The 13,534-nt window shown below is 40.9% G+C and carries 12 protein-coding genes, 1 pseudogene and 1 riboswitch; of the genes and pseudogenes, 12 read left to right on the top strand and 1 reads right to left on the bottom strand.

Annotation, left to right across the window (positions count from 1 at the left end; genetic code table 11):
• Positions 1–59: 59 nt before the first annotated feature.
• From DWW33_RS08195 to DWW33_RS08160, 8 genes and pseudogenes are all read left to right on the top strand, one after another.
• Entirely contained in the window at positions 60–449 is a 390-nt protein-coding gene (locus DWW33_RS08195) for a Fur family transcriptional regulator (protein ID WP_118639247.1), read from the top strand.
• A 23-nt stretch (positions 450–472) separates the two neighbouring features.
• Entirely contained in the window at positions 473–1,015 is a 543-nt protein-coding gene (rbr, locus tag DWW33_RS08190) for a rubrerythrin (protein WP_117947600.1), read from the top strand.
• Positions 1,016–1,042: 27 nt separating this feature from the next.
• Positions 1,043–1,987: an L-lactate dehydrogenase gene (locus DWW33_RS08185; protein WP_117841718.1), complete on the top strand. Its 945-nt coding sequence runs from the start codon at positions 1,043–1,045 to the stop codon at positions 1,985–1,987.
• Positions 1,988–2,014: 27 nt separating this feature from the next.
• On the top strand, positions 2,015–2,389 hold the full coding sequence (locus tag DWW33_RS08180) for a desulfoferrodoxin family protein (protein WP_023920586.1): 375 nt from the start codon (positions 2,015–2,017) through the stop codon (positions 2,387–2,389).
• A gap of 8 nt (positions 2,390–2,397) precedes the next feature.
• Positions 2,398–3,657 (top strand): HD domain-containing phosphohydrolase, encoded by a 1,260-nt coding sequence (locus tag DWW33_RS08175; protein WP_199650749.1) that lies wholly within the window; start codon positions 2,398–2,400, stop codon positions 3,655–3,657.
• A pseudogene (locus DWW33_RS08170) lies at positions 3,644–3,844 on the top strand (bacteriohemerythrin); the annotation flags it as partial. The gene DWW33_RS08175 and the pseudogene DWW33_RS08170, both read left to right, overlap by 14 nt.
• Before the next feature lie 346 nt (positions 3,845–4,190).
• The gene (locus DWW33_RS08165; protein ID WP_118639245.1) at positions 4,191–4,823 is read left to right on the top strand and encodes an NUDIX domain-containing protein; all 633 of its coding nucleotides are present in this window, start codon (positions 4,191–4,193) and stop codon (positions 4,821–4,823) included.
• Positions 4,820–7,591 (top strand): DEAD/DEAH box helicase family protein, encoded by a 2,772-nt coding sequence (locus DWW33_RS08160; RefSeq protein ID WP_118639244.1) that lies wholly within the window; start codon positions 4,820–4,822, stop codon positions 7,589–7,591. The genes DWW33_RS08165 and DWW33_RS08160 overlap by 4 nt, the downstream gene beginning before the upstream one ends.
• On the opposite strand, the gene DWW33_RS08155 is transcribed toward DWW33_RS08160, so the two are convergent.
• A complete protein-coding gene (locus DWW33_RS08155; RefSeq protein ID WP_118639243.1) occupies positions 7,588–8,451 on the bottom strand; it encodes a type II CAAX endopeptidase family protein in 864 nt (287 codons plus the stop codon). The genes DWW33_RS08160 and DWW33_RS08155 overlap by 4 nt on opposite strands.
• A gap of 247 nt (positions 8,452–8,698) precedes the next feature.
• Between DWW33_RS08155 and DWW33_RS08150 the strand changes: the two genes are divergently transcribed.
• The 4 genes from DWW33_RS08150 (at position 8,699) to pflB (ending at position 13,506) form a co-directional block, all read left to right on the top strand.
• Positions 8,699–9,496 carry a transporter substrate-binding domain-containing protein gene (locus DWW33_RS08150; protein ID WP_117841721.1) on the top strand — a complete coding sequence of 266 codons (798 nt, stop codon included), beginning with the start codon at positions 8,699–8,701 and terminating at the stop codon, positions 9,494–9,496.
• Positions 9,497–9,516: 20 nt separating this feature from the next.
• Positions 9,517–10,203 (top strand): amino acid ABC transporter permease, encoded by a 687-nt coding sequence (locus DWW33_RS08145; protein WP_022242707.1) that lies wholly within the window; start codon positions 9,517–9,519, stop codon positions 10,201–10,203.
• Entirely contained in the window at positions 10,193–10,933 is a 741-nt protein-coding gene (locus DWW33_RS08140; RefSeq protein ID WP_022242706.1) for an amino acid ABC transporter ATP-binding protein, read from the top strand. The genes DWW33_RS08145 and DWW33_RS08140 overlap by 11 nt, the downstream gene beginning before the upstream one ends.
• Positions 10,934–11,016: 83 nt before the next feature.
• Positions 11,017–11,096: riboswitch (ZMP/ZTP riboswitch) on the top strand.
• Positions 11,097–11,253: 157 nt separating this feature from the next.
• Positions 11,254–13,506: a formate C-acetyltransferase gene (pflB, locus tag DWW33_RS08135; protein WP_117697969.1), complete on the top strand. Its 2,253-nt coding sequence runs from the start codon at positions 11,254–11,256 to the stop codon at positions 13,504–13,506.
• The last annotated feature ends 28 nt before the right edge of the window (positions 13,507–13,534 follow it).

Below are 13,534 nucleotides of genomic sequence, written 5' to 3'. Positions count from 1 at the left end.
CAACGGGATGATAGTGATATATAATCGTTATTAAGAACTAATCCTAATAAGGAGGACAAATGACAAGTAGGAGAAATACCATTCAAAAAGATCTTGTAAGAAATGCCGTATACGAAATGAGAAGACACGTTACGGCAAATGAAGTGTATGAATTTATAAAAGAAGCATATCCAACAATTGGAAAAGGAACGGTATATAGAAATCTTGATATATTGGTAGAGGAAGGTGCATTAAGAAAGGTTGAAGTTCCGGATGGACCGAACCGATTTGATTTTACATTGAAAAATCATTACCATGTAAGATGTATAAAGTGCGGTGAAATTTTTGATGTGGATATGGATCAAATACCGGATTTGCTGGAAAGAATTCATAACACTCATGGAATTGAATTTGTGGATTATGATATTTCATTTAAAGGCATTTGCCAAAAATGCAGGGAGAAAAAGTAGTAAAGAAAATGGAGGTAAAAGAGATGGCAGCAAACAAATATGCAGGAACACAGACAGAGAAGAATTTGCAGGAGGCATTTGCAGGGGAATCACAGGCAAGAAATAAGTATACCTATTTTGCTTCTGTAGCGAAAAAGGAAGGTTACGAGCAGATGTCAGCATTGTTTTTAAAGACTGCAGATAATGAGAAAGAACATGCAAAGATGTGGTTCAAGGAATTAGCAGGAATTGGTGATACAAAGGAAAACCTGGCGGCAGCGGCAGAAGGCGAAAATTATGAGTGGACAGATATGTATGAAGGCTTTGCTAAAACAGCTGAGGAAGAAGGATTCCCTGAGCTTGCAGCGAAATTCAGGGCAGTAGGTGAGATTGAGAAGCACCATGAGGAAAGATATCGTGCACTTCTTAAGAATATTGAAACTGCACAGGTATTTGAAAAGAGCGAAGTTAAGGTATGGGAATGCCGTAACTGCGGACATATTGTGGTAGGAACTAAGGCGCCTGAAGTATGTCCGGTATGTAATCATCCACAGAGCTATTTTGAAGTACATGAAGAGAATTATTAAGGAGATGAGATTATTACGAAGAAGAAAGTGATTAATTCAAAAAAAGCAGTAATGATAGGCTGTGGCTTTGTTGGTTCTGCATCGGTATTTGCTCTGATGCAGAGTGGCTTGTTTACAGAGATTGTCCTTATCGATGCAGATAAGAACAAGGCAGAAGGAGAAGCGATGGATATCAGTCATGGTATTCCATTTGCGAGTCCGATGAAAATATATGCCGGAGATTATGATGATGTGGCTGATGCTGCAATTGTTGTCATATCTGCCGGAGCGGGACAGAAACCGGGAGAGACAAGGCTTGATCTCGTAAATAAAAATGTAGCAATATTTAAGTCAATCATTCCTGAAATAGCAAAGAGAAATTTTGCAGGTATCATGCTTGTAGTTGCGAATCCGGTAGATATCCTGACTCAGGTAGCCATAAAGTTATCAGGACTTCCAGAAAACAGGGTTATTGGATCGGGTACTGTATTAGATAGTGCCAGATTAAGATATAAGCTTGGTGAGCATTTATCTGTGGACAGCAGGAGTGTTCATGCATTTATAGTAGGTGAGCATGGAGACAGCGAAGTTGTAGCATGGTCATCAGCCAATGTATCTGGTGTTCCATTAAGTGAAATGTGTGAAATGCGTGGACATTACAAGCACAAGGAAAACACGGCAGAAATAGCTACAGCAGTCAAGAACAGTGCTTATGAGATTATAAACAAAAAGCACGCTACATATTATGGAATTGCAATGTCTGTAAAAAGAATCTGCGAAGTGATTATGAGAGATGAAAAATCAATACTTCCTGTATCACACATGATGCATGGAGTATATGATATTGACGGAGTATCGTTAAGTATGCCAGCTATTGTAGGTGCAGATGGTATTGAGTCTGATATACCTATTAATTTAAGTGGAGAGGAAGCGCTAAAGCTTAAGGAATCTGCAGATTCATTGAAAAAGATTATGGAGACAATTGAATTATAAATTTTACACATGGAAGGAGAAAAAGGCATGGAAGTAAGATATTATATTTGTAAGCATTGTGGAAACATTGTTGAAAAGGTAAAGGATAAGGGTGTACCTGTAATTTGTTGCGGAGAACCTATGCAGGAATTAAAAGCCGGAGTGACAGATGCTGCTGTCGAGAAGCATGTACCTGTATATACGATAGAAGGCAGTCATGTTCATGTCGTGGTCGGAGAGACAAAACATCCAATGCTTGAAGAGCATTTCATTGAGTGGATTACATTAAATACAAACCAGGGAATATACAGAAAACAGTTAAATCCAGGGCAGGAGCCGGTAGCAGATTTTTGTCTTTGCGATGGTGAACAGGTAGAAGAAGTATATGCATATTGTAACCTGCATGGATTATGGAAATGCTAGAAGCATAAATGTGTTATGATAGGATTATACCAATGAAAGAAGAACTAAGTATAGATATCATCGGACTTGCAGGAGCCTGTTCTTATGCTTTGGACTGTATAGAAGCAGAGTTGGTGAATATCAAAAACAAACATGGAAAAAGAGTGGCTTATATAAGTATATGCATGGCTGAATATTGGAAAATTCAAGGTGATGAATTACAAGATTTAGCCATGTGTGCTTTACTGCATGATAATGCTTTGACACAATATATTTCGGAAGAACTGAAAAAGGATTCCATCATTAATTGCAAAAAAGATTTATCCGAGAAAAAAACAAATCTTCATTGTATTTATGGTGAAAAAAATATTACTAAAATTCCATTTAAAACAGATGTGTCAAATGTGATTTTGTATCATCATGAACATGCCGATGGAACTGGTCCTTTTCAAAAAAAGTGGAATCAAATTCCATTGTTTGCAAGGATTATTCATCTTGCAGATACCATTGATATTATAGGAAATAACACGGGATCTGGAAATAACAGTTGGAATTTTATATGTCAGTACCTTTTAAAAAATAGGGATGGATTATTCGATTCAGAATGTGTGAATGCCTTTTTTCATGCATTCACACATTCTGAATCATTTATATGTTTAAGTGATAATTCTTTTGAAATGAAGCTATGGGAGATTATCCCAAGACAAAAACGGGTTTTTGATTGGAAAACGTGTAAAAATGTCGCAGATTTTTTTGCAAAGATTGTAGATTATAAATCTTCTTTTACAAGCAGACATTCTATAGGAGTGGCTGAAAAAGCAGCTTTTTTTGCTCAATATATCGGATATGATTCTATTAATGTGCAAAAAATTTATCTGGCTGGTGCACTGCATGATATTGGGAAGATGGCAGTAGGCAATGAAATTTTGGAAAAACCGGATAAGCTTACGGATGATGAATTTTCAAAAATGAAGAATCATGCTGGCTATACATACCTTATATTATCAGAGGTTAATGATTTTGAAGAAATACGAGACTGGGCAGCTTTCCATCATGAAAAATTAAATGGAAAAGGGTATCCTTTTGGAAAAACCGCAGCTGAATTAAATGAGCCGGAACGTATTATGGCATGTATTGATATTTATCAGGCATTAACCGAGGACAGACCATATAAGAAAGGTTTATCGCACGAAAAAACGTGTGAGATGCTCGATGACATGGCGCAGAAAGGTTTTGTTGATTCTGATATTTCCAAGAAAATTAGGGAATGTTTTGGTGGAATCTATTAATTATAAGAAGATATTTACACAGAAAGTTCAACATCAGGAATTTATGCATAAACTTGATGAATTTATGGAACATCACAATGATGAGGTAGAAGATCAAGATGAACAGATTATGGGAATTTTAAAATATCTCACAGAGTGGTTAGTTAATCACATTCTGTATGTCGATGGTCAAATTCCAAAAGGCTGATATAGTAAGAAAGGCTGTTATTTTTCAGAGTAGCAGCTTTTTTTATTTTGAATATAAAATATGACACATACACTTGACAATATGCATACGTAGAAGAAACGCATCAAGTGCTTGCTAAGCGAAACTTTGTGCTGGCAGTAAGAGGAGGTATCTTTGGTGATAAACCAACTGCTTACTATGACTTTGGAGAGTGGAAAGCGACAAGATAGCTGTTTATTGGATGAAATAGGACATTTCTTCCCAAAAACAGTATGTTTATGGTATACTAGCTATTAGTAATGCGATTTCAACCGATATTACATATTATGATGAGAAATTAATACAAAGGACTATTCTTTCACAGCTTATGATGCAGGTGCAGGGCAGTGCTGCCCGGGTAAATGGTGAAGGTACCTATACGGACAGCAGAGACCATGGTAAACAGTTTTCAGTGGGCAGATTAGGTAACTTTGACAAGAGCGAGGAAACGAAAATGACGGAAAGTAAGATACTTCTGGTATTAGATAAAAAAGATTATAAGGATGGCATGCCGGTATTTGAAAGAAAGTGCGTCCGGGCAATCATAAAAAAGAATGGAAAAATTGCAGTCCAGCGCGGCAGGGCTGGGGACTGCAAAATATTAGGCGGCGGCATGAATGGTGAGGAAGATTTTGAAACGGCACTTTCCAGAGAAGTATTAGAAGAGGGCGGATTGATATTATGCCCGGGAAGTATGCAGCTGTTGGGCGGGATAGAAGAAAAACGCCGTGATTTATTTGAAACAGATAAAATATATCACTGTCACACCTATTTCTTTGCCTGTGCAGTTGAGGAGAGAACAACAGAACCGCATATGACAGAAAGCGAGAAGGCAAAAGGCTATCATCTGGAATGGATGATACCGGAAGAGATTGTAAAAGCAAATGAGCCATTTTCGAAGGAACCGTGGATATATCGCGATACTGCATTTATTAAAATGTTGATGGAGGGAAATTTATGAACACAGGATATGAGGGAATCCTGCAATTTCGGGGAAAATGGAGAGATTATCAGGAAAGAGTACTCTTACATGCACAGCAGTATTTGAAGGATGGAAAGATACATATTGTGGCAGCGCCGGGTTCCGGCAAGACTACACTTGGAATAGAACTGATTCGGAGGCTGGGAGCACCCTGCCTTATTTTTTCACCCAGCATTACCATCCGCCAGCAATGGCTGATGCGTATACAGGAGGGCTTCTTAACCGAAGAGGCAGATCCGCAGGAAATATTATCCAATAATTTGAAACAGATGAAACAGATGACTGCAACGACTTATCAGGCATTGTACAGTGCCATGAAGCGGGAACAGGGCACACTGGAAGAGGACAGTGGGGAAGCGGCAGAGGAAGAAGCAGCAGCCAGTGAAGCGGTGGATGGAGTAGATGCGGCAGACAGTAAAGTGGCAGCCGGCGGAGTGACAGAAGAAGCAGATGGAGAGAAGGAAACGGAGCAGGTTGACTACCGGGATTTCGATATTTTTAAGGCAGTAAAGGAAGCCGGTATTACAACAATTTGTCTGGATGAGGCGCATCACCTTCGCAGTGAGTGGTGGAAGGCACTGGAGACTTTCTTAGACAAGCTGCCGGATGTGAAAATCATTGCATTGACAGCAACACCGCCATATGACAGCACACCGGCACAGTGGAAGCGTTATATCGATATGTGCGGACCGATTGATGAAGAAATCTTTACGCCGGAACTGGTAAGAGAAGGAAGTCTCTGCCCGCATCAGGACTATGTTTATTTTAACTGGCCGACAAGAGAAGAGGAAGCATATGTCAGGGAACATCAGAAGCGGATGCAGATGCAGGTGCAGAAAATGATGGCAGATGAGACTTTGCGAAGAATCGTATCTTCCCATCAGGGGCTTATGCATCCGGAAGAATACAGTGAGCGGTTCTTAGATAAACCGGAGTATTTTACAGCGCTGCTGGTATACTGCCAGGCAAAAGGGATTCCATTTTCAGGTTATTTAAGGAAGCTCATCGGAACAAAGGGAAAGCTGCCGGGAATGGATGCACACTGGATGGAAGTGTTACTGCAGGGTGTTCTTTATGAGGACAGAGAGTCCTATACCATGCTGGAAGCAGAGCGGGAAAGCCTGCTGCAGGAATTAAAAGAGGCAGGAGCCATCTACCGGAACAAGGTTGCACTGCGGGATAATGAATCCATTAAAAAGGTACTTATGAAAAGCCAGGGAAAGATGGAGAGCATCCATACCATTGTGCAGGCTGAGTATGAGGCACTGGAAAATGATTTACGCCTTCTGGTTCTCTGCGATTATATTAAGAAAGACAAATTGCCGGAGATTGGAAGTAAAGATACACTGGTTACAGAGCTTGGTGCAGTGCCGATTTTTGAATATTTAAGGCGGCAGAACATGGCTGGAATCCGTCTTGGTGTGCTGAGTGGAACAGTGATAATCGTTCCAATGGAAGTCGAAGCAAAACTGCCGGAATTGCTGGCACAGTATGGCTGCAGCGGAACGTTAAATCCACTGGGAGATACCGGATACGGACAGCTTATGATAAAGGGAAAGAGCACCCACACCGTAGCTGTTGTGACGGAGTTATTCCGTCAGGGAGAGATTCATACATTGATTGGAACCAAGTCATTGCTGGGAGAAGGCTGGGATGCACCGTGCATCAATTCCCTGATACTGGCAACCTATGTAGGGTCTTTTATGCTGAGTAACCAGATGCGTGGAAGAGCAATCCGTACCGACAGAGAGCAGCCGGATAAGACCGGAAACATCTGGCATCTTGCCTGTATTTTTCCAAAAGAGCGGGGACAGCAGAGTAATACTGAGGCAGAGGGCGATTATGAAATGCTGGAACGCCGGTTTGAATCATTTTTAGGAGTATCCTGCAGGGAAGATGTAATCGAAAGCGGAATCGGTCGGCTGGGCATTCCAAAGATAACATCAAAATATGAGGTAGATAAAGCAAACCGCATGATGCTTGAGCGTGCAAAGGACAGAAATGCATTGAGGCAGCGATGGAACCAGTCCTTGCAGGAAGTACGAAATCAGATGGAAATAGAACAGATAGATGAAATTGCAGCAAAAGAAATAGAAACAGGATATATCTTTATTAATGCGGTCTGTATAGAAATCATACAGGTGATACTTGCAATGCTCTTAATGAGTGGAAGAATGATGGCACAGAAGCTTGGTAATCATCCAGCTTTCCTGTTACTTGGAATTGCGCTGTTAGCCGCATTTGCCGGAATTGTCTATCAGGGGATACGTCTGTTTAAATTCAGCACCCCGGCAAGACGGATGAAACAGCTTAGCGAAGCAATGCTAGATGCATTGAGGGAATGCGGGGAATTAGAGGATGGTGCCCATTGCAGGACAGAAGTAGAATCCTTTAACGGACTTGTGGTAGGTACCTGGCTTAAAGGTGGAACCACCAGAGATAAGACAACCTATTCTGCCTGCATGGAAGAATTGTGGGGTGTTATTGATAACCCAAGGTATCTTCTTATCCGGGAAAAAATCTTTGGCACATCAAGAGAGTGTTACAGTGTCCCGGAAATATTCGGAAGACAAAAGGAGCGTGCCCTGATTTTTGAAAAGCATATGAAAAGGGCTCTTGGACCATACCATGTGGTATATACAAGAACCCCGGAAGGACGAAAATTATTATTAAAAGAGCGGACACGCTCCTTTGTAAATCAAAACCAGAGCCTTTTGCAGGGAAAGAAAATTGCAAAAGGATATTAAGAATAATAAGAATTTTCAATTTTCGGATACTTTTTATTTACTCCAAAGAAAAAGAGGAACAGTCCTGCAACCAGTAGTCCTGCACCAACAAAGAACCACAGGAAGAAGAACGGAACGGTATCTGCTTTGTACATAAACCAGTCCGGAGAGAAGGTTCCCCAGATGTTAAAGAGGATATGGAAAAGCATGGAAGGATAAATGCTGCGGCTTTTCTCGCAGATAAATCCAAGAACAATTCCTACCACAAAAGCATAAACACCCTGAATCATATTCATATGGAACACACCAAAGAGCAGTGCCTGCAAGAGGTTAGCAACCCAGAAAGGCATTGCTCTTTTGGCATATTTCAAAGTCAGTCCACGGAAAATCAGTTCTTCACAGACAGGTCCAATCAGAACGGAATAGAGAACCAGAATCAGGGAAGGCTCATCCAGTCCCACCGATTCTACCAGGTTACTGTAATATTCCAGCCAGTGCGGGTTAATGGCTGCAGTAAAAGATACAATGTAATTGGTAATATACTGTAATCCTACTGCAGTAATAAGAATGCCGAAGATAACCGGAATATTAAATGGTTTCCGTACATTTTCCGGTTCTGTCTGCCGGAACTTTTTATAATACCAGTAGGCAAATACCACAAGGGCAACAGTACCGTAGGCTGCACTGACACCGGCATTAAAATTGGCGGTGGAAATAATATTTAAAAATGCATTCATACAGTCATCGATAGAAGTTGCCCCTTTGGTATAAAAACCACCCAGCAGGGCAAGCCCTACTGCCGGAATGGAGATAAGCTGCTGCAGGCCAAATGCCAGCAGAGCCGGAAGAAAACAGAACATAATTCTGCCAAATCGCTTCATGAAAAAACCTCCTCAAGTATCATCACTTTTCTTGGCACATTATAACAATTATGAAGCGAATATGCAAACTACTGAGGTACCGCCTGTTTAAAAATACATGGAAAAATGTATTTTTAAATGCAGACAAATACTCTCCGGGTACTTGTGAAATAGGCGGAATCATGCTATACTAGGCGTTATGTTGATATATTTTATGATGCTGTATGAAATATAAATTCACATAATTATAATCAGAGGAGGAATAAATATGAAGAACATGAAGAAATTTGCAGCACTTTTATTAACTGCAGCAATGACAGTAGCAATGGTAGGATGTGGCTCATCTGTAGCTGCAAACACAGTAAATTCCAAGGATGACCTTCCGGGAAAGAAAATCGGTGTTCAGCTTGGAACAACCGGAGATGCCGATGCAACAGCATACGAGGACGAAGGAAGCACCGTAGAGCGTTACAACAAAGGTTCTGATGCAATCCAGGCATTAAAGACCGGTAAGATCGACTGTGTAATCATCGACAAGCAGCCTGCAGAGGCATTTGTTGAGAAGAATGATGACTTGAAAATCTTAGATGATACCTTTGATGCAGAGGAATATGCAATCTGTATCGCAAAAGATAACACAGATTTAACAGACGAATTCAACAAAGCAATCGAAGAGTTAAAAGCAGACGGAACAATCGATACTATCATCAGCAACTATATTGGTGATGAAACAGGAGAGCATCCATATGAGACTCCGGAGGGAACAGAATATCCAAACGGAAAACTTACCATGGCAACCAATGCACAGTTTGAGCCATACGAATATTATGATGGTGACAACGTAGTTGGTATCGATGCAGATATCGCAAAAGCAATCTGTGACAAGCTTGGTTATGATTTAGAGATTGAAGATATGGAATTTGATGCAATCATCGCAGCAGTATCTTCCGGTAAAGCAGATTTTGGTGCAGCAGGAATGACTGTAACAGAAGACCGTCTTAAGAACATTGACTTTACAGATACTTATGCAACAGCAAGCCAGGTTATTGTAGTAAGAAATAAATAATCGGTATAGGAGGAAAGACCTTGAGCGATTTTTTAAGCAGCTTTCAACAGGATTTTATAGAGAAAGACAGATATCTTTATCTGTTACGTGGCCTTGGCAATACACTGCTTATTGCAGTGCTTGCAGTACTTCTGGGTATTGTGGTTGGATTTTTAGTCGCAATTATCCGTTCCACCCATGATAAACATGGTGGATTAAATGTTTTGAATTTTATATGTAAAGTGTATCTTACCATATGGCGTGGAACCCCTACGATGGTACAGCTTTTGATTATGTACTATATTATTCTGGTTGCACTCGATAATAAGATTGCAGTGGCTGTAATCGCTTTTGGTTTGAATTCGGCTGCCTATGTGGCAGAGATTGTACGTTCCGGAATCATGTCTGTAGACGAAGGACAGTTTGAAGCTGGACGAAGCCTCGGATTGAATTATTCGCAGACCATGCGTCTGATTATTCTGCCACAGGCATTTAAGAATGTACTTCCGGCACTGGCAAATGAGTTTATTACCTTACTGAAAGAGACTTCCATCAGTGGATATATTGCAATCCCGGATTTGACAAAGGGTGGCGATATCATCCGCAGCCAGACTTATGACCCATTCTTACCATTGTTCGGGGTTGCAATTATCTACCTGATAATCGTTATGATTTTAACGGCTGGTGTACATAAACTGGAAACGAGGTTGAGAACAAATGAGCGATAAGAAGGTATTGATTGAAGTAAAGGATTTGTGTAAATCCTTTGGAAATGTAAATGTATTAAATGGTATCTCCACAGAAATCGCCCAGGGAGAGGTGGTTGCCATCATCGGACCATCCGGTTGTGGTAAATCCACATTCTTACGTTCCTTAAATCTTTTAGAGGAGCCGACTTCCGGTGTGATTACTTTTGAAGGAACAGATATCACGGATAAATCCGTAGACATCAACAAGATGCGTCAGAAGATTGGAATGGTATTCCAGCAGTTCAATCTGTTCCCGAATTATACCGTAAAAGGAAATATCATGCTGGCACCGGTTCAGACCGGACTTATGAATAAGGAAGAGGCATCTAAGCGTGCGGACGAGCTTTTGATGAGAGTCGGACTGTCTGATAAAGCAGATACCTATCCGGCAATGCTTTCCGGTGGACAGAAACAGCGTATTGCAATTGCAAGAGCACTGGCAATGAATCCGGATGTCATGTTATTTGACGAGCCGACTTCCGCACTGGATCCGGAAATGGTAGGAGAAGTTCTTGAAATTATGAAAGAACTGGCACAGGACGGAATGACTATGGTAGTGGTAACGCACGAAATGGGATTTGCAAGAGAAGTGGCAAGCCGTGTCATGTTTATCAATGAAGGACAGATTCAGGAAGAGAATACACCGGCAGAATTCTTCGCCAATCCACAGAATCCGCGTCTTTGCGACTTCCTTTCCAAAGTATTGTAGGGAAAGAACAGATAAAACGGAAAAAATAGTTGATAAAAAGTTTTCATAAGCTATTGCAATCAGAAAAGAAATAGTCTATGATAAAACCGTTATATGACTGACGGATAAGTGGAAAAACCACATGAAGTATAACGAAAACGAGCCGACCGTCTGGGCGATGAACCTGGAGGACTGGCTCGTTTTCTTTTGTATGTTATTTTGAACACCAAAAGATATTGACAAAAAAATGACAGTCAGTATATACTAACTACAGTTAAACAAGACTAATTAGTAACCATTCAGTGTTCATACTGAATACATTTTTTTAGGAGGATATCGTAATGATTGAAATGAAAGAGTGGGATGGATTCGAAGGACGTCTCTGGAAAGAAGAAATCAATGTTCGTCAGTTCATTCAGGACAACTACACTCCATATGATGGAGATGAGAGCTTTTTAGCTGAGCCGACAGATGCAACCAACAAGCTATGGGATGCACTTCAGAAATTACAGAAAGAAGAGCGTGCCAAGGGCGGCGTTCTTGATATGGAGACAGAGGTTGTAACCGGAATTACAGCTTATGGTCCGGGATATATCGATGAAAGCTTAAAAGATTTAGAGCAGGTAGTTGGTCTTCAGACTGACAAACCATTAAAGAGAGCTTTCATGCCATATGGTGGAATCAAGATGGCTGTTCAGGCATGTGAGACCTACGGTTATGAAGTAAATGATAAATTAAAAGAAATTTTCACCAAGTATCATAAGACACACAATACAGCAGTATTTGATGCTTATACACCGGAAATGATGAAGGTTCGTCATGCTAAGATTTTAACAGGTCTTCCGGATACCTACGGTCGTGGACGTATTGTAGGTGATTACCGCCGTGTAGCATTATACGGACTGGATTACTTAATCGCTGAGAAGAAGAAGGACAAAGCCAACTGCGGATGCGGACAGATGACAGATGATGTCATCCGTTTAAGAGAAGAAATTGCAGAGCAGATTAAATGTCTGGAAGACATGAAGAAACTGGCTGAGATTTACGGATATGATATTTCAAGACCTGCAACCAATGCAAAAGAGGCTGTTCAGTGGTTATACTTCGGATACCTTGCAGCAATCAAGACACAGAACGGTGCAGCGATGTCAGTAGGACGTGTTTCTACTTTCCTTGATATTTATATTAAGAGAGATATGGATAAGGGAATTCTTACTGAGCAGCAGGCTCAGGAGCTGATTGACCATTTCACAATGAAACTTCGTATGGTTAAATTCGCACGTATTCCTTCTTATAACCAGTTATTCTCCGGTGACCCTGTATGGGCAACCCTTGATGTAGCAGGAACAGGTGTAGACGGACGTTCCATGGTAACCAGGACAGACTTCCGTTTCCTTCATACTTTAGAGAATATGGGACCGGCACCGGAACCAAATCTTACTGTATTCTATTCATCCAGACTGCCACAGACCTTCCGTGATTATGCAGCACGTATCTCGATTGAAACAAGCTCAATCCAGTATGAAAACGATGATGCAATGAAACCGGTATGGGGCGATGATTATGCAATCTGCTGCTGTGTATCTGCTACACAGACAGGTAAAGAGATGCAGTTCTTCGGCGCTCGTGCAAACCTTGCAAAATGTCTGCTTTACGCAATCAACGGTGGTGTTGATGAAAAATCAGGCGAGCAGGTAGGACCAAACTACGCACCAATTACAGCTGAATATCTTGACTATGATGAAGTAATGGCAAAATATGACAAGATGATGGACTGGTTAGTAGACATCTATGTAAATACACTGAACCTGATTCAGTATATGCATGATAAATATTACTATGAAGCAGCAGAGCTTTCTCTGATGGATACCGACTTAAAGAGAACTTTTGCAACCGGTATTGCAGGATTTTCACATGTTATCGATTCTCTTTCTGCAATCAAATATGCAAAAGTAAAAGTCGTACGTGATGAGAACGGACTTGCAAAAGACTTCGAAATCGAAGGAGACTTCCCGAAATATGGAAATGATGATGACCGTGCCGATGAAATCGGAGTATGGCTGCTTAAGACTTTCATGGATAAATTAAAGAAACATCATACTTATCGTGATTCTGAGCCTACAACTTCTATCCTTACCATTACTTCTAACGTAGTATATGGTAAAGCAACCGGAGCTATGCCGGATGGACGTAAAGCCGGCGAACCGCTTTCACCGGGAGCTAACCCATCTTACGGTGCAGAGCAGAACGGACTTTTAGCTTCCTTAAACTCTCTGACCAAGCTTCCATATGAGTGGGCATTGGATGGTATTTCCAATACACAGACCATCAATCCTGGCGCACTTGGAAACAACGAGCAGGAAAGAATCGATAATCTTGTAAATGTAATGGACGGATACTTTGACCAGGGTGCTCATCATCTGAATGTTAATGTATTTGGCAAAGAAAAGCTTATTGATGCAATGGAGCATCCGGAGAAAGAAGAGTATGCAAACTTCACAATCCGTGTATCCGGCTATGCAGTTAAGTTCATCGACCTGACAAAAGAGCAGCAGCTTGATGTTATTGCCCGTACCTGTCATGAGCGTATGTAATTTAAGACAGTAACCGAACTGCGGGGAG

It is taken from the genome of Roseburia sp. AF15-21 (assembly GCF_003479505.1).
GTDB lineage: Bacteria > Bacillota > Clostridia > Lachnospirales > Lachnospiraceae > Roseburia_C > Roseburia_C amylophila.
The sequence above is the reverse complement of the archived record's forward strand: the minus strand, read 5'-3'. Positions and strand labels throughout refer to the sequence as shown.